The sequence below is a fragment of the Sporosarcina trichiuri genome (assembly GCF_030406775.1).
Taxonomy (GTDB): domain Bacteria; phylum Bacillota; class Bacilli; order Bacillales_A; family Planococcaceae; genus Sporosarcina; species Sporosarcina trichiuri.
Genome location: NZ_CP129119.1, coordinates 405,162 through 420,937 on the forward strand (window position 1 = coordinate 405,162; position 15,776 = coordinate 420,937).

18 protein-coding genes are annotated in these 15,776 nt (G+C 51.7%); 11 read left to right on the forward strand and 7 right to left on the reverse strand.

Annotation, left to right across the window (positions count from 1 at the left end):
• Positions 1–19: 19 nt before the first annotated feature.
• Complete coding sequence (locus tag QWT68_RS02350) at positions 20–319, forward strand: cupin domain-containing protein (RefSeq protein ID WP_290149309.1); 300 nt, start codon at positions 20–22, stop codon at positions 317–319.
• 50 nt (positions 320–369) lie between these two features.
• Here the strand turns inward: QWT68_RS02350 and QWT68_RS02355 are convergent, their stop codons facing one another.
• Positions 370–810, reverse strand: coding sequence for a YaiI/YqxD family protein (locus tag QWT68_RS02355; protein ID WP_040286073.1), 441 nt, complete (start codon positions 808–810; stop codon positions 370–372).
• Positions 811–945: 135 nt separating this feature from the next.
• Here QWT68_RS02355 and QWT68_RS02360 point away from each other — a divergent pair, with 135 nt between their 5' ends.
• Positions 946–1,188 carry a hypothetical protein gene (locus QWT68_RS02360; RefSeq protein WP_040286074.1) on the forward strand — a complete coding sequence of 81 codons (243 nt, stop codon included), beginning with the start codon at positions 946–948 and terminating at the stop codon, positions 1,186–1,188.
• Between the two features lie 322 nt (positions 1,189–1,510).
• A complete protein-coding gene (locus QWT68_RS02365) occupies positions 1,511–2,893 on the forward strand; it encodes a leucyl aminopeptidase family protein (RefSeq protein ID WP_040286075.1) in 1,383 nt (460 codons plus the stop codon).
• A 165-nt stretch (positions 2,894–3,058) separates the two neighbouring features.
• On the opposite strand, the gene QWT68_RS15590 is transcribed toward QWT68_RS02365, so the two are convergent.
• Complete coding sequence (locus QWT68_RS15590; RefSeq protein ID WP_144036124.1) at positions 3,059–3,160, reverse strand: DUF1563 domain-containing protein; 102 nt, start codon at positions 3,158–3,160, stop codon at positions 3,059–3,061.
• 2 nt (positions 3,161–3,162) lie between these two features.
• Here QWT68_RS15590 and QWT68_RS02370 point away from each other — a divergent pair, with 2 nt between their 5' ends.
• The 4 genes from QWT68_RS02370 to QWT68_RS02385 all read left to right on the forward strand — a co-directional run bounded on the left by QWT68_RS02370 (position 3,163) and on the right by QWT68_RS02385 (position 6,326).
• Positions 3,163–3,357 (forward strand): helix-turn-helix transcriptional regulator, encoded by a 195-nt coding sequence (locus tag QWT68_RS02370; RefSeq protein ID WP_040286076.1) that lies wholly within the window; start codon positions 3,163–3,165, stop codon positions 3,355–3,357.
• A 226-nt stretch (positions 3,358–3,583) separates the two neighbouring features.
• The gene (gene istA, locus QWT68_RS02375) at positions 3,584–5,116 is read left to right on the forward strand and encodes an IS21 family transposase (protein ID WP_290148487.1); all 1,533 of its coding nucleotides are present in this window, start codon (positions 3,584–3,586) and stop codon (positions 5,114–5,116) included.
• Complete coding sequence (gene istB, locus QWT68_RS02380) at positions 5,113–5,886, forward strand: IS21-like element helper ATPase IstB (RefSeq protein WP_290148489.1); 774 nt, start codon at positions 5,113–5,115, stop codon at positions 5,884–5,886. The genes istA and istB overlap by 4 nt, the downstream gene beginning before the upstream one ends.
• Positions 5,887–5,903: 17 nt before the next feature.
• On the forward strand, positions 5,904–6,326 hold the full coding sequence (locus QWT68_RS02385; protein WP_290149314.1) for a hypothetical protein: 423 nt from the start codon (positions 5,904–5,906) through the stop codon (positions 6,324–6,326).
• Between the two features lie 169 nt (positions 6,327–6,495).
• On the opposite strand, the gene QWT68_RS02390 is transcribed toward QWT68_RS02385, so the two are convergent.
• From QWT68_RS02390 to QWT68_RS02400, 3 genes are read right to left on the reverse strand one after another with little or no spacing between them, the layout of a single operon-like run.
• Positions 6,496–7,437, reverse strand: coding sequence for a TRM11 family SAM-dependent methyltransferase (locus tag QWT68_RS02390; protein ID WP_290150442.1), 942 nt, complete (start codon positions 7,435–7,437; stop codon positions 6,496–6,498).
• 2 nt (positions 7,438–7,439) lie between these two features.
• Positions 7,440–8,018, reverse strand: a complete 579-nt coding sequence (locus QWT68_RS02395; RefSeq protein ID WP_290149316.1) for a hypothetical protein — start codon at positions 8,016–8,018, stop codon at positions 7,440–7,442.
• A 33-nt stretch (positions 8,019–8,051) separates the two neighbouring features.
• Complete coding sequence (locus QWT68_RS02400; protein WP_290149318.1) at positions 8,052–8,975, reverse strand: cation diffusion facilitator family transporter; 924 nt, start codon at positions 8,973–8,975, stop codon at positions 8,052–8,054.
• A 281-nt stretch (positions 8,976–9,256) separates the two neighbouring features.
• On the opposite strand from QWT68_RS02400, the gene argH reads away from it, so the two are divergent.
• Positions 9,257–10,582 carry an argininosuccinate lyase gene (gene argH / locus QWT68_RS02405; protein WP_040286080.1) on the forward strand — a complete coding sequence of 442 codons (1,326 nt, stop codon included), beginning with the start codon at positions 9,257–9,259 and terminating at the stop codon, positions 10,580–10,582.
• Between the two features lie 79 nt (positions 10,583–10,661).
• On the opposite strand, the gene fabI is transcribed toward argH, so the two are convergent.
• A complete protein-coding gene (fabI, locus tag QWT68_RS02410; RefSeq protein ID WP_290149320.1) occupies positions 10,662–11,444 on the reverse strand; it encodes an enoyl-ACP reductase FabI in 783 nt (260 codons plus the stop codon).
• A 161-nt stretch (positions 11,445–11,605) separates the two neighbouring features.
• Between fabI and QWT68_RS02415 the strand changes: the two genes are divergently transcribed.
• Positions 11,606–12,013 carry a YugN family protein gene (locus tag QWT68_RS02415; RefSeq protein WP_040286082.1) on the forward strand — a complete coding sequence of 136 codons (408 nt, stop codon included), beginning with the start codon at positions 11,606–11,608 and terminating at the stop codon, positions 12,011–12,013.
• A gap of 88 nt (positions 12,014–12,101) precedes the next feature.
• Entirely contained in the window at positions 12,102–13,655 is a 1,554-nt protein-coding gene (locus tag QWT68_RS02420; RefSeq protein ID WP_290149321.1) for an NlpC/P60 family protein, read from the forward strand.
• Positions 13,656–13,700: 45 nt separating this feature from the next.
• Here the strand turns inward: QWT68_RS02420 and QWT68_RS02425 are convergent, their stop codons facing one another.
• Positions 13,701–14,174, reverse strand: coding sequence for a hypothetical protein (locus QWT68_RS02425; RefSeq protein WP_290149323.1), 474 nt, complete (start codon positions 14,172–14,174; stop codon positions 13,701–13,703).
• A gap of 203 nt (positions 14,175–14,377) precedes the next feature.
• Between QWT68_RS02425 and brnQ the strand changes: the two genes are divergently transcribed.
• Positions 14,378–15,697 carry a branched-chain amino acid transport system II carrier protein gene (gene brnQ / locus QWT68_RS02430; protein ID WP_040286083.1) on the forward strand — a complete coding sequence of 440 codons (1,320 nt, stop codon included), beginning with the start codon at positions 14,378–14,380 and terminating at the stop codon, positions 15,695–15,697.
• The last annotated feature ends 79 nt before the right edge of the window (positions 15,698–15,776 follow it).

Below are 15,776 nucleotides of genomic sequence, written 5' to 3' on the forward strand. Positions count from 1 at the left end.
GAACGAGGAGGAATTCAGGATGAAACTGATCGAAACGAACAATCAGCTTGTACAGCAGGCGAAATCCGTGAAGCCGGTATGGTCGGGAACCAACGGCAAGATATTGAATATCCAGCTGCGCAAAGGTGAGGAGGTCGCCGAGCATGATGCGGATATGGAAGTGCTAATCATCGTCAGGAAAGGGACCGTCCGCTTCACAGTGGAAGGCGAACCGGTCTCCGTCACTGCCGAAACCGTTCTGCACATGGCGCCGTTTGAGAAACACAGCCTGTATGCCGAGACGGACGCGGATGTATGTGTTGTCCAGATTGCACCGTAACGCGTTAACTATATGCAGGCAGGCAGGTCGCTATGTCTATCAGGAATCAATCAGGTAGCCTGCTGGGCGATCAATCTTTCGAGACTGCTCAGGAATGCCTCATTCTGCTCGGCCGTTCTCTTTTTCGGTCCTTTCAGCCGCCCACCGGCCTGTCTGACCTTTTGCGCGGTGTGCCGGGCGAACAGCAGCTGGTCGATGTTGTCATCCGTATACCATCTGCCGTTCTGATCGATCGGCCTGCCGCGTTTTGCAAGTGCCATGGCGGCAAGACCATAATCCTGGGTGACGATGATATCACCCGGCTGGATCCGGTTGACAAGGACGAAATCCACAGCATCTGCACCCTTGGAGACGACAAGTGTATCCGCGCCTTCACGTTCCATCTGATGGGCGGTATCGCAAATGAGCAGGCAGGGGATCCCGTGCTGCCTGGCAGTTTGTACAGTTAGATCGACGACGGGACAGCCGTCGGCATCGACTAATATGTTCATCTGATCACCTCTTCTGATATTCAGCGTACCACAATCCTCTCAGCGAATTCATCCGCCTGCAAAATGTTTTGAATATACCTGGCGGGGGAATACTGAGTTACCGAAGTGTTTCAGATGGAAGGGAGATGAATTGCAGTGGATGTACCAGAGAACGCACCGGAAAACAGCCAGATGACCGTTGACGAGGCTGAGCGTTACGGGCGTGACGTGGACGCGCGTAACCGCAAGCTCGAGAATACGCAGTACTTGGAAGAGACCCCGGTCGAAGAAAGCAAGATCACTCCGCCGCTGTCCGAAGAGGAAATCAAGAAACGGACAGGCGCTGCGAATTATGAAAATGTCCAAAAAGGTGATACGATGAATTCCGTCAACAGCTGAGCCATTCCTGCAGAGGGGTGGCTTTTTTGTTTGCCGGCACTGGGGGCGCTCAAGTTTGTGGAGAAACGCTCAAGCTGGGTGCCGGGGCGCTCAAAGAGTCAGTGGGCCGCTCAAGCAAGTCCCGAAGCGCTCAAGCACCTGGAAGAAGCGCTCAAGCAATAAGCCGGCGCGCTCAAGCAAGTGGGAGAAACGGTCAAGCAGCAAAACGCATGAACTTGAAAAATGAATCTTCAATAATTCGAATCATCTGTGTTCATATGGTACACTGGGAACGGAACAACAATCCTAATATAGCAATCCAGACAGAATGGGGAGAATGAGAATGACACAAGTTAACGTGCTCTTTACGACAGACGAAACCATCCAGCAAAACGAGGAATTACGAACGTTTGCACAGCAGATCCCGGCTGGCTCCGGCAGCTCCGTGTTCGCGGACGGGCAGCAATGGTATGTCCTGAATGTTAAAGAAGGCAAGGAAGGGTGCCTGGAAACCGTCCGCTCCATTGCGGGGGAAGCAGCCAGGACACTGAGCCGTGCGAAGGTTGAAAGCGCCATAGTGTCCGCGACATCCATCAGCCGGCAATTTTCCGCCATCCCGGCAGAAGACGCTGCGGTTGCATTCACAGAAGGCTGGTACTTAGGGGCATATCAATTCCTCACATATAAGTCTGACGCTGAACCGTTCTGCACGAAACTGTCCATAGAAGGGGCAGCAGAGCAGCATGCGCACACGGGAGAGCTGCGCGCGGAGGCCATGTCCTTCTCCCGTGACCTCATGAACGAACTGTCGGATGTCCTGAATCCGGAAACGTACCCGGAGCGGTTGAAAGAAACATTCAGCGGCACTGACGTCGAAATCACCGTCCATGACAAGGCCAAACTGGAAGAGATGAAGATGAACGGCGTGCTGACAGTCGGCCGGGGAAGCCGCTATGCACCATCGTTCGTCGAAATGACCTACCGCAGCAATCCTGACAAACCGCTCGTCGCGCTTGTCGGCAAGGGCGTCACATTCGATACAGGGGGCATCAGCCTGAAAAGCGGCAAGGACCTGAGCGACATGCGGATGGACATGGGCGGTTCGGCGGCAGTAGCAGGCGCGATGAAACTGCTCGCTGATTCCGGTGCAGACGTCAACGTAGTCGCCCTCATTCCGATGGTAGAGAATACAATAGACAATACCGCTGTCCTGCCGGGTGAAGTGATCCGGTACAAAAATGGGCACACCGTGCAAGTCGGCAATACGGATGCAGAAGGACGCCTCATCCTCGCCGATGCCCTAATACGGGCGGGTGAATTGAACGCCAAGTACACCCTCGATATCGCGACGCTTACAGGATCCATCGAAAATGCGCTCGGCTCGGATATCGCCGGTGTATTCGGGGATGAAGAACTCGCAGACAAATTAAAACAAATCGGGGCAATGAACGGCGATGCCGTCTGGCCGATGCCGCTCGTGGAAGCGTACGATACCACGCTCGCCAGCGATTACGCGGACTTCAACAATATCAGTTCCCTGAGCTTTGCGGGTTCGATCACGGCCGCACTCTTCTTGCGCCGATTCGTCGCCAAGGACACGCGGTGGCTGCACGTCGACATGGCTGGGGCCATGCAGAAAACATCTGATTCCGGCTATTATCCAAAAACAGCAACCGGATACGGAGCTCGGCTGCTGGCGGACTATGCCGTGGAGATTTCAAAATAAGACCAATTAGGATATTCGAATGAGGACTCTCAGCTACGACAGGGTATTGGATTGCTTCCATCTGCTGCAAAGGCAGATGGAAAGCGGCTGAGGATTGTAACGTGTATTGCTCCACAAACGGGCCATTTATCGGAAGAAAGTTTTAAACGCTAAAAAGTATGGAATTTATTCTTTACTTTTTAGCGTTTTTTTAATTGACTTTAAGAAAATGTAATGTAAAGTATAAGTTACGTAAGTAATATATATATTGCAAGAAAGTAGAGGTATCTATGAAAAATAACGTGAAGATAGCTCGGATAAAAGTTTCTATGAAACAGGATGAATTAGCCACAGTAACTGGAGTAACCCGACAGACGATTGGTTTAATTGAAAAGGGAGACTATAATCCAAGTCTGAATCTTTGTATTGCAATTGCAAAAGCATTGGATAAAACACTTGATGAATTATTTTGGGAGGTAGATTGAAATGGAAAAAACGTGGATTGCTAACTTATTATCAAAAGATGAATATAGGGAAAAACGATTTCTGTATTTTGTAGCTGAATCAGTATTAATTTTAAGTATATGTAAACGTTAAACTAGAGAGAGCAGTTTTCAACAAATAAGACACAACAGTTTTCCGCTACTATATTGCTTTCTATATACTAGAGATAGTCTATAGAAAGTGAGGAAAGAGGAAGTGGAAATTTGGATGGTGTATTTTGAAGTGAAGCGACTGCGTGAGGAAGGATTTTCAGACGCAGCGATCGCTAGAAAGCTTAAGATTTCTAGAAACAGAGTGAAAGATTATGGGGGAAAGACTCCGGAGGAATTTCACGAGTTTGCCTTGTCTTTACAGACAAGAAAGAAGAAACTGGATCCGTATGAGAAGCAGATCCTTGGATGGCTGAGAGAGCATCCAGATCTTACAGGTGCACAAATCGCAGACTGGCTAAAGGAAAAGCTGGAGGTGAACTTCGTCAGTGAAGGGACTGTGAGGAATTACGTTAACGAAATTAGAGAGAAATATTGTATTCCTAAACAGTTGGCAGAACGAGAATATGCGGCTGTGCCCGAACTTCCTAAGGGACTCCAGATACAAGTCGATTTCGGGCAGACACGACAGCCAACGGTTGATGGAAAAAGCCAGAAACTCTATTTCATCGGTTTCGTCCTGGCCCATTCTCGCTATAAATATGTAGAGTGGCTCGACAGGCCCTTTACCACAAAGGATTTGATTCGGATGCATGAGAATGCCTTCGCCTATTTTGGAGGCATGACCGAAGAAATCGTATATGATCAGGACAACCTTCTGGCCGTCAGTGAAAATGCGGGAGATATTATTCTGACCGCAGAGTTCGCCAGGTATCATCAGAAACGGAAGTTCAGGATTTATCTGTGCCGGAAAGCTGACCCGGAAACAAAGGGGAAAATTGAACGGGTGATCCAGTACGTAAAAGGAAACTTCGCCAAGAACCGGGTATTCGATCAATTACGCCACTGGCAAGATACCTGCATGAAATGGCTGAAACGGACCGGGAATTATAACGTTCATCACACGACGAAAAAAAGACCTGCCGAAGTGTATACTCTGGAAAAGGAACACCTCAGACCGGTCTCAGGAACCTACATTTTCGAAAATGTCTGTACGTCCAGTATAACAAGACAGATTCACAAAGACAATGTGATTCGCTTTGGAGGGAACCGCTATAGCGTACCACTTGGTACGTTCCGGTCGGACGCGCCGAACATCGCCTATGTAGAAGAACATAAAGATCACCTTCTGATCCGTCTGCAGCAAACAGGACCGGTGATCGCCAAACATACCATCGCGAAGGGAAAAGGCCAGCTTATATCCGATCCAGGCCACCGGAAACGGAACCAGACAAAACGCGACACATCAATCCGACAGGTGACCGAAATGATCGCGGACGCTGAGCTCTCCAACTGGCTGATTGAGGTATTGAAGGAACGATATCCGCGTCACCTGCTCGATCAATTGCAGATTGTCCAGACAGTCGGCCTTCAGTATCCTGAATTCTTATCCCCGGCTGTTCAGGAGATGCGACGACTGCGACTCAGCAGCGCTCATGACTTACGGGACATCGCCATCTCGTTGGAGATGGAAGAGAAGAAGACTGGACAGCGTGAAGCAGCGGTAAATGAAAAATATCAAGATCTTCGAGCCCCCGAACGGAAAGAAGATATCTACCTTCAGATTTTCCAAGGAGGTGATCTGGTATGAAGCCACTCTACGAAGATCTGCAAGATCAATGCCGGACCCTGCGCTTAGCAGAGGCCGCAAAGGAGCTGCCCCGAATTTTACGGGAGGCCGAATCGAAGGGATGGACGTATCATGAATTGATGCATGAATTCCTTCATTATGAGGTGCGATGCCGGGAGACAAAGAGTCGGGATAAGTTGATGAAATGGGCAGAGTTTCCTGAACTGCTCACCTTGGAGAACTTTCGGTTGGAAGAACAGACCGCAATCGGGGCCAAGCAACTGAATGTCTTAAAGGAGCTAGCGTGGGTAGAAGAATGTTTCACACTGATCATGATGGGGCCGACGGGTGTCGGCAAAACCCATCTATCTACAGCATTAGGCATTCATGCGATTGAGAGAGGACACCAAGTGTCCTTCATCTCGATGGACCGATTGATGTATGTATTGAAGACCAAGGATTATACGGCCAAGTCTAAAACCCGCTACAAACGAATCGTCAAATCCGATTTAATCATTATCGATGACGTCATGTACATGGCCTACGAGCCGCAGGAAGCTCATTTATTTTTCCAGTTCATTTATGAACTGTATGATCAAGCAGCCTTTATTTTGACATCCAACAAGGGGCCTGGAGAGTGGGGGAAGTTTTTAGGAGATCCGACATTGACCACAGCCATCCTGGATCGTTTACTGCATAGGAGCGAGATTTTAACGTTCAGCGAGGAGCAGAACAGCATTCGAATGAAATATCGTCAGACGTTATTTACGACAACAGGTGTTGAATCTTAATTGTTGAAAACTGTTGTGTGATAATTGCCGAAAACTGCTTAATTCTACTTGACGGTCACAGTATATTGCTCTTTCTATATTTAATTGTTGATTCTTTTTTAATAGATTTAAATGTTCCTGGAGATGTGATGGCACTTATTTCTTTAGGGTTTTTGAGTATTTATATACTTTTGAGATCGACCTTGACGGGTATTGAATATCCTGAAATTGCAACAAAAGCAAGATACAAAAAGGAAAAACGTTCTAAAGTTTATGGATCGATTCGTTTCGGAATCCTATTTATAATCGTTTATGGTGTATTTAAAGGAGTTCCAGCTAACTTACAAGAAGTAGTAAATGTTATTGGACCAGCTACATTAGCAACAGTATTTTTCTTTCTTTTAAATTATATTTCTTTGAGAAAGTCATATAGTAAAAACCGAAAATTGCTAGATGACTAACATAATATCGATTGTGACTTTTTAAGGGTTTATTCTAGAATCGGGCGCGATTGTAGAAGAGTAATATGCATGCTTTAATAATAAGCGGCTGGGAGACTTGATTACACAATACCAGCCTGGTGATTCATACAAACAAACAAGCCGCCCAAATTGGACGGCTTGTTTCTTTTCATTCACAAACCACAACTTCCCGTTCGAAATGGGCTTTCCTCGCGATGCACCGGTCGGTGATCGTAAAACCGGCGTCGGCGAGCAGGTCGTCCATGTTTTCGATCGTCACGAGGACGAGCTTGTCGGTGAGCGGGCGGGCGGCCTTCAGGATGGAGGCCTGCTGCTCACGGGTCGCATGCGTGTAAAGGTTGTACGGCATATCGATGACCGCCGCGTCATAATGGCCGGCGGCTTCCTCGATCGGTCCGACATCCACAGTGCCCGTCAAACCGAAATGTTCGAGGTTCTTGCGCGACCCGAGCACAGCGAGCGGGTTGATGTCCCGGCCGGTCATGTCGATGTCCATCGAGCGGGCTTCGACGAGGACGTTGCCGATGCCGCAGCACGGATCGATCGCCCGGACGCCTTCCGGATGGGGAACGGCGATATTGGCGACAGCACGGGCCACGTGCGTGCTGAGAGCTGTCGAATACATTTCAGGCTTCTTGATATGGTTGCGCCACCCGGCCGTATTTTCTGTCAGGCTGCCGAACAGGAAGGTGTCCCCGATACGGACGACACCGTATAGCAGGTCCGGGCTGAACAGGTCCGCCGCTGCAGCCATCTTCAGCCCGATGGATCGCTCGATCCTGCGGCGCTCGGGGTGCGGAATCTTTTCGGTTTCACCGAGAGCCATCGTATTCAGGCAGCGGATCTGGAAGGTTGTGCCGTCATCCGGCAGGGTTGCTGCGAACCGGATGATCTCTTCGATGGAATCGGCGGCTGCCAGCACGTCGAGCCGCTCTTTCATGAAAGGGCTCCTCTCGGGATCGATACAGCGGCCGCTGAACAGGTAGTTGGCTGTGGTGTCCTGTCCGAAGAGCGCGCGCATTTCGAGCCGGCAGAGGTCATGATCATCGGTCTGCCGGACATACGTATAGAGAAAACGGTCTGTCTGCATCGTCACGCCTGGTCCTCGAGAGCGGTCAGCATGCGGAACAGCCAGCTGTACAGCAACTGCAGCGTGTCATTGAACGTCAGTGCATCCGAGAATCCTTCCGCGTGATCCAGAGCGATATTCACATCCCACAGACCGTCGTCATTCGAAAACATCATGCTCCGGGTGCCGGGAGCTGTGCCGAGATCCTGATCGATATACTGTTTCAGCCACTCTCCGTGCTTTTTTTGCAAACGCAGGCCGAACAGGGCGGTCACTGTGCCGAATACATCGTCGGCCTCCAAAGAGATGCCATCGACCCCGACGGACTGGAACAGCGGCTCTTCTGCATAGACGTAGCGGTCCGGATGGTCTTTCACCCAGGTGATCGGCCGGCTGCCGATCCCGTCTTCAGCAGGGGTCTCTTCGTCCGTCTCCTTGTCCGCCGTGACATAGGACGGATTGAACAGTGGAGGCGCCAGGACCTCTGAGCCTGCTGGAAGAAGTCCCCTCTCCCTGGCGTAAGCGGCCTGCGCTTCCGTCAGCGGTATTCCCTCATCCGTCGTATTCGCTTCTATATAGGCTGTCAGCCAGTTCGTTATCATTGCCACCACTCCTTCAATATTGTCCAGTATACATCATAACGTCTTTTCCGGCAGTTCGGCATCATCCGGATACCATGGATTCACATGGATGAGCACTTCCCCCACGTCCGGATTGGCGTCTTTGATGGCGTTCCGCAGCCGGCTCGTAATATCGTGGCCTTGCTGGATCGACAGGTCGGCAGGGATGCTGAGCCGGATATCGACCAACACATAATGCCCGTGTTCACGTGCGCGGAGGCGGTCGATCTGCTTCACTTCCGGGAACTCATGGATGAGCTCACCGAACGCGGCCAGGCGTTCAGCGCTCACAGTTTTCTCCATCAGGATATCGAGGGCCTCTTTGCCGATATGGATGGCAAGGCGGAAGACGAGCACAGCGACGATCAATCCTGCAACAGGATCGCCGTACAGCAGGACCGGGATATCAAAGTAGCTGCCGAGCAGGCCGAGTCCGATCCCGATGACAGCGGCCAGCGACGCATACACATCAGCCAGGTGGTCGTATGCGGTTGCGATCAGCCCTTTGCTGTTCTCTTTCCTGCCGATCCGCATCGTATAGAAATAGAGGGCCTGCTTCCAGATCATCGAAACAACAGCGGTGATCAGCGCAAGCAGGCTCGCGGCTGCCGGTGTTTCAAAGATTGCCATGACTGCTTCCGCAGCGATATAGATGGCTGCCGCCCCCAAAATGAGGCCGACGAGTGCGGAACTGATGACTTCCGCCTTGCCATGTCCGTACGGATGGTCTTCATCCGGAGGGCGTTTGGAAATCCGCATGGATGTCAGTGCGGCTGCGGAAGCGACGACATCCCCGGCATTATGGAAGCCGTCCGCAAGCAGCACGGGACTGCGGAACAGCGATCCGACGATGATCTTCAGGACGGTGAGCGCGATATTGCTGATCAGGCTGACCCAGATAGCGATGAGTGAGGGACGGGAATGGGTGGTGTTCGTCATGATCGGATCGCCTCCATTTCACATAGTTGCAGTGGGGAAACAAAAACCCCTGACACAGGTGTGTCAGGGGAGTGGGTAGAAAATTTATAAGTTCGGTCAGTATTGGACAATATGGACATAAGGATCACCCGCTTTTCAGTTCTATGAGCGTACTGTTCAGTATACCCCAAATCCGTGTCCGATACAAATGCACGGGACGGCAAGAGGGAAGTTTGCAAAATGGTTGAGATTGAATTATAATTCATCGTAATTAATAATTATACATAATGGAGGATGGGCACATGAAATTATGGGGCGGACGTTTCACATCGGAAGAACACGAACTTATGGAGCAGTTCAACACGTCGCTGCCGATCGACCATCGACTGATTGCAGACGACATCGCGGGCAGCCTTGCACATGTTGCGATGCTGGTACATTGCGATTTGCTGACACCGGAAGAAGGGGAGACGCTTGCGGATGGCCTGGAGGCGATCCAGGCGGACGTCAATTCCGGAGCTTTGAAAGTCGAAGGCGACTATGAAGACGTCCACTCGTTCGTCGAAATGCAATTGACACAGCGGATCGGTGAAGCAGGCAAAAAACTGCATACAGCGCGCAGCCGGAATGATCAAGTGGCGGTCGATATGAGGCTGTACGCGAAACGGACAGCAAGGGAAACTGCTGCTGCCCTTCAATCGCTCATCGACTCCCTGCATGCAAAGGGGATGCAACATGATGTCATCATGCCCGGATATACGCATCTGCAGCGGGCACAGGTCGTCACGTTCAGTCATCATCTCGGCGCGTATGTCCAAATGTTCAAACGGGACAAGAAGAGGATCGAGAATGCGGCTGAACTGATGGATGAAAACCCGCTCGGCTGCGGGGCGCTCGCCGGCACGACACATACGATCGACAGAACTGTGACGACCGAGCTGCTGCACTTCGCTAAACCCGTGGATAATTATATGGACGGTGTCAGTGACCGCGATTTCCTGCTGGAGCTCATGTCGGATTTCTCCATTGCCATGATGCATCTGAGCCGTCTCAGCGAAGAGCTGATTTTGTGGAGCAGCCAGGAATTCAAGTTCATCACGATGGCGGATGCCTATTCAACAGGCAGCAGCATCATGCCGCAAAAGAAGAATCCGGACGCCGCTGAACTGATCCGCGGAAAGACAGGGAGGGTCTATGGGTCGCTGTTCGCTCTTCTGACGACGCTGAAAGGGCTGCCGCTTGCCTATAACAAAGACATGCAGGAGGATAAGGAACAATTCTTCGATGCTGCCGATACGGTCATCGACTGCCTCGGCATCATGGCGCGCATGATCGACACGATGCAGGTGAATGAGCAAAACATGAGAGGCGCGGTCAAAGCAGGGTTCCTGAATGCGACAGAAGTCGCGGACTATTTCGTCAGCAAAGGGGTGCCGTTCCGGGATGCCCACAGTATCGTCGGCCGCCTGATCTTGTATTGCGAGCAGGAAGGCAAGGGGATCGAAGACCTGACAGCTGCCGAACTGCAGCAGTTCAGCAGCACAATCGGGGAAGACCTTTTCGCCTATATCGATTATGATGCGATCATCGGAAAAGGGACGAAGAAAGCGATGAAAGCCAACAACTGATTTGAAAAAACAGGCTGTACGGAATTAACCGGTATGCACCGGTCGTTCCGACAGCCTGTTTTCTACTAGTTACCGTCAATCAGCCCATGATGTTATAGCCGGCATCGACATAGACGACTTCACCTGTCACACCGCTCGACAGATCGCTGAGCATGACCATGCTCATCTTCGCGACCTCTTCCAGTGTGATATTCCGGCGAAGCGGCGCTTTTTCCTCGATTTGGTGGAGGATCGTATTGAACGAAGGAACGCCTTTTGCGGACAGTGTACGGACAGCGCCCGCCGAAACCGCATTCACACGGATCTTCTCTTTCCCAAGATCATTGGCCAGATAGCGCATCGATGATTCGAGTGCCGCTTTTGCGACCCCCATCACGTTATAGCCATCCAGCACACGTTCTGCGCCCAGATAGCTCATCGTGATGATCGACCCGCCTTCTGTCATATACGGACGTGCTTCCCGGGCTGTCGCGACGAGGGAGTAGGCGCTTGTGTCCTGGGCGAACGCATAACCGTCCCGTGATGTCTCGACGAAATCGTTGTGCAGGTCCTCTGCGTGAGCGAATGCGACAGAATGGACAACGCCGTGGATGACGCCGACTTCCTCGCCGATCTTCTTGAACGCGGCACGAATGCTTTCATCCTCATTCACGTCACATTCCGCAACGAGCCGTGCATTCCGGCCGTTCTTCTCCAGCGCTTTCTCGAGCTTGGCGAGCGACCGTTCTTTCCGGTACGTGAAGATCACGTTCGCACCGACGTCGAACAGTACGGATGAAATTCCCCATGCAAGGCTCCGTTCATTGGCAACCCCCATGACGACAATATTTTTCCCTTTCAAGTTCAGCAATTCATCAAGCATGTGATATCCCCCTCAGCAGGTTTTCTTTTACAATTAGCAGTCCGTCTCAATACCAGGTACCAAAACGATTATAGCATAGTTTGTTTTTACAGTTCCATCACCAGTATGGAATCCGCCGGAAAGCAGATACTACGCTAAAAGGAAGAGACAGGAGTGTTGAAATGATTGAACTGACAACGGGACTTGAAGGACGCAAGACTAATTATGGCAGCATCCGGCACCGGCTGGAAGAGGCCGGCTATCATCTTGGCGGCAACTGGGACTATGACAGCGGGTTTTTTGACAGGGTGCTCAACAGGGAAGGAGGGGAGACGATCTACGTCCGGGCGCCGTTCCGGGTGGTTGCGGGAATTCTGGATGAGGATCATGCGGCTCTCCTCTTTGCGAAACCGTTCCTCATCAAGCATGTCGTCAACGTCGGTTTTGAGTCCGATGAGAGCTCATTGCTGACAGCCACCTTCAACCAGTTCCAGGAACCGGTCGATAAGGACGGCCGTATTGCGGACAAACGGAAATGGGAGGAAATCGGCACAAGGGAAATCAACAGGCTCCTAGAAATCATGCGGTGAAATAATTCAGTTTCCTGACTGAAATAGTCTATACAGAACCGGGTAACTCGTGTACCTTTAAGGTATCAACTGGTTCAGGAGGCTGTACATGGTTAAAAAACTGCTTTTCCCCATACTGCTTGCCGCCCTTTTTTTCTCTGTGACATATGATGCATCTGCCGCCGGAGCCTACAGCGACGTGGGCGACCAATACGCGGCCAAAGCCGAATTGGAGTTTCTCGCGGAACGGGGTATCACAGCTTCAGGTCCGAACGTCGCTTTCGGCGTCAACAAGTCCATCACCAGACTTGACGCTGCTGAAATGCTCGTGAAGGCACGGGACCTTCCGACTTCCGGCAGACCGGATCCGAAACTCGCCGATGTGAAGAAAGGGATGCCGGGGTACGGCATCATAGCAGCCGTCGCCGATGAAGGGATCATGGTCGGCAGTCTGCAGGGGAAATTCAATCCTCAGGCTTATCTGACGCGTGCCGAGATGGCTGCCATCCTCGTGCGTGCGTTCGACCTGAAGACAGGACAGGGCCAGACAGGCTTTGCATTCACAGACGTGAATCAGAAAAGCTTTGCAGCCCCGTCCATCGGGATCCTGTTCGCGAACAATGTTACGTTCGGCTATCCGGACCATACGTTCAAGCCGGAAATGACATTGACCCGGGCCCATTTCGGAATCTTCCTCGCCCGGATCCTGGAGCCGGACTTCCGTGAAGTGCTCGCGTGCTTCGCGCCGGTCAGTAAAAAGACCTACCATGTCAGCACGCCGGTGACGACTTTGTGGAAAGCGCCGAATCTCGCACGGACTGTCGACCGGCCGGCCACAGGGGATCCTGCCGATATGGCGAAGTGGACGAAGTCGATGACGATTCCGCAGAAGCAGTGGCTCGTCGGGAAGACGGAAACACAGGCCCTGTACGGACAGGAAGTCGAAGTTCTGAAGACATCCGGAAAGTGGATGCAGATCGCAGTGAAAGACCAGTACTCGCCGAAGAACAAAGCTGGCTACCCGGGATGGGTGCCGGCAGCACACGTGAAGGCAAGCTATGCCGATTACGATGGATGTGCAAAAGCGGTTGTCAGTTCACCAACAGCCAAGCTTTATGCTTCCGCAGCATCGGGGCAGCCGTTCATGACAATCAGTTTCAATACGGAGCTGCCGGTGATTGACACTTCGTCCGGTTGGGTCAAAGTGCAGACTCCTCTTGATGGTGCGAAGTATATCCGCCAGACAGACGTGAAAGTGAAGAAGCCGGGGGAAGCCGTGCCGAAGCCATCCCAGCACGATATCCTTACAACTGCGAAGAAATTCAACGGACTGCCGTACTTGTGGGCAGGCACCTCCGGCTTTGGCCTGGACTGCTCCGGGTTCACCTATTCGGTCTACCGTCAGCACGGAATCGAGCTGCCGCGGGATGCCAGCGTCCAGGCAGTGCATGGGACGGCAGTAGCGAAAAACCGCCTGCAGCCGGGGGATCTCCTCTTCTTTGCACATAACAGAGGGCAGGGCAGTGTCCATCATGTCGGGATGTATATCGGTGACGGGAAAATGATCCACTCGCCAAATCCGAAACGGACTGTCGAAATCATGCCGATCACAGCTGAACCGTATAACAGTGAATATGCCGGTGCACGCCGATACCTCAGGTGATGAAAAAGGAACAGACCATGCCGTCGGCATGGTCTGTTCCTTTTTTCATTTCAGTATGTCGTTGTAGAGCATGCCGTCATCGACGAGCGAGATGACTTTCAGCCAGTTCTCTTTTTTCACGAAGATACTCTTCACTTTCTTTTCTCCATTTTCGTCTTCATACAGAATGACACGGGTGCCGGGATTATCGGTTTCCACGATCCCTTTCAGGCCATCGATGTCCGCTGTTTCCTTGACCGTGCTGTATTCCTCGAAGTCTGCAAGCGCCGGGTCATCCACGGAAGTTTCAGCTTCGCCGCTCTCGTCCGCCTGATCGGAATCCCCATCTGTTCCTTCCATTTCCGCTGCTTCGGAAGCCTGCTGTTCTGCATCAGCTTCACTGTCCGGCGGAGTATTCACTGAGTTCTCCTCCAGCGAGGAAGTCTGGTCATCCGCTGTGTCAGGCTCCTCGGTGTCCTGATTGTCTGAGCATCCCGCCAGCAGGACCCCCATCGCTCCAAGCAATAGAAACTTTTTCATATGTGCTGCCTCCCAGATGTTTTTACAGTGAGTCATTGTATGGGAAATAGTATTCCATAACAAACAATTGACCTCCATTCTTTGCTGTACCCGCTTTTCAGATAATAATCCTTTCTAATTTGCTGAATGTTTGTTACGCTCTACAATGAGAAAAGTTTGTTTAATCCGTTTATTTCCATGTACTATGAGGAGTTGTACAAGCATTGACAATTAAAAAGAATTTCATCATCGGTTTCATGCTCTTTGCACTGTTCCTGGGAGCAGGGAATATCATTTTCCCGCCAAAACTCGGACAACTGGCAGGGACGGACCTCGCCATTGCGATGTTCGGTTTCCTGATTACCGGAGTCGGCCTGCCGCTGCTGGCGGTCATCGCGATCGCACATGCCGGCGGAGATCTGAGGTCGATTGCAGACCGGGTCCATCCGGTATTCGGCATCATTTTCACGACAATTGTCTATTTGGCGATCGGTCCGTTCTTCGGAATTCCACGGACGGCTACGGTTTCCTATGAAATCGGCATGGCACCCTTCCTCCCGGAAACACTTGCAAGCGCACAATGGCCGCTCGTCCTGTTCAGTATCGTGTTTTTCGCTATCACGATCGGGCTGGCGCTGAATCCGGCCAAACTCGTCGATCGGATCGGTAAGTTCCTCACGCCTGTCCTGTTCGCCGTCATCGCGCTGCTCGCCATCAAAAGCTTTCTGACGCCTGTTGGAACGATCATGTCTCCGGATGAAGTGTTCGGTGCCCATCCGTTCTTTAAAAGTTTCGTGGAAGGGTATTTGACGATGGATGTCATCGCGGCGCTCATCTTCGGAAGTGTAATAACTGTGGCAATCCATGCGGAAGGTGTGACGACATCGAAAGGTCTGCTGAAATCCATGATTATCGCAGGCGGCGTCGCAGCCGCAGGTCTGAGTTTCGTATACATATCGCTCGGCTTTATCGGCGCTTCCAGTATGGAAGTGCTCGGTGCCCAGGAAAACGGGGGGATCATCCTCTCCCTGGCATCTGAACTGCTTTACGGATCACTCGGGCCGATCATCCTGGCGGTCACGATCCTGTTCGCCTGTCTCACAACATCGGTCGGTCTCGTATCGGCGTGTGCGCAGTTCTTCTCTAAAGCATTTCCATCATTGCCATATAAGTCGTTTGTCGTCCTGTTTTCCGTATTCAGTGCGCTTGTCGCGAATGTCGGACTGACACAGCTCATCTCGCTGTCACTGCCGGTTCTGCTGATGATCTATCCGCTTGCAATCGTTCTGATGCTGCTGTCGTTCGTCGACAGAGCATTCGGCAGACGGCCGGTCGTCTATGCACTCGCATTAACGGGAACTGCCCTGGTCAGCATTTTCGACGGGCTGGCTGGCGGCGGTATCGTCATCGAACCGGCTTTGGATGTTCTCGGACATCTTCCGCTTCATGAGCAGCAGATCGGCTGGCTGATCCCGGCGATTGCCGGTGCGCTGATCGGCTGGGTGATTGTTTTGGCGACACCGGGCCGCAATAAGGCAGTGTGACGCTGGGGAAGCCTTTCCAGGTTTAGTGAACTCCTATAGAAGGAATACTGGGAGTAGCTGATCGAAAAGGAGAGGGTAC

Coding starts and splice junctions, on each gene's coding strand:
- QWT68_RS02350 (WP_290149309.1), top strand. CDS start 20: ATGAAACTGATCGAAACGAACAATCAGCTTGTACAGCAGGCGAAATCC.
- QWT68_RS02355 (WP_040286073.1), bottom strand. CDS start 810: ATGAACATATTAGTCGATGCCGACGGCTGTCCCGTCGTCGATCTAACT.
- QWT68_RS02365 (WP_040286075.1), top strand. CDS start 1,511: ATGACACAAGTTAACGTGCTCTTTACGACAGACGAAACCATCCAGCAA.
- QWT68_RS02370 (WP_040286076.1), top strand. CDS start 3,163: ATGAAAAATAACGTGAAGATAGCTCGGATAAAAGTTTCTATGAAACAG.
- istA (WP_290148487.1), top strand. CDS start 3,584: ATGGTGTATTTTGAAGTGAAGCGACTGCGTGAGGAAGGATTTTCAGAC.
- istB (WP_290148489.1), top strand. CDS start 5,113: ATGAAGCCACTCTACGAAGATCTGCAAGATCAATGCCGGACCCTGCGC.
- QWT68_RS02390 (WP_290150442.1), bottom strand. CDS start 7,437: ATGCAGACAGACCGTTTTCTCTATACGTATGTCCGGCAGACCGATGAT.
- QWT68_RS02395 (WP_290149316.1), bottom strand. CDS start 8,018: ATGATAACGAACTGGCTGACAGCCTATATAGAAGCGAATACGACGGAT.
- QWT68_RS02400 (WP_290149318.1), bottom strand. CDS start 8,975: ATGACGAACACCACCCATTCCCGTCCCTCACTCATCGCTATCTGGGTC.
- argH (WP_040286080.1), top strand. CDS start 9,257: ATGAAATTATGGGGCGGACGTTTCACATCGGAAGAACACGAACTTATG.
- fabI (WP_290149320.1), bottom strand. CDS start 11,444: ATGCTTGATGAATTGCTGAACTTGAAAGGGAAAAATATTGTCGTCATG.
- QWT68_RS02415 (WP_040286082.1), top strand. CDS start 11,606: ATGATTGAACTGACAACGGGACTTGAAGGACGCAAGACTAATTATGGC.
- QWT68_RS02420 (WP_290149321.1), top strand. CDS start 12,102: ATGGTTAAAAAACTGCTTTTCCCCATACTGCTTGCCGCCCTTTTTTTC.
- QWT68_RS02425 (WP_290149323.1), bottom strand. CDS start 14,174: ATGAAAAAGTTTCTATTGCTTGGAGCGATGGGGGTCCTGCTGGCGGGA.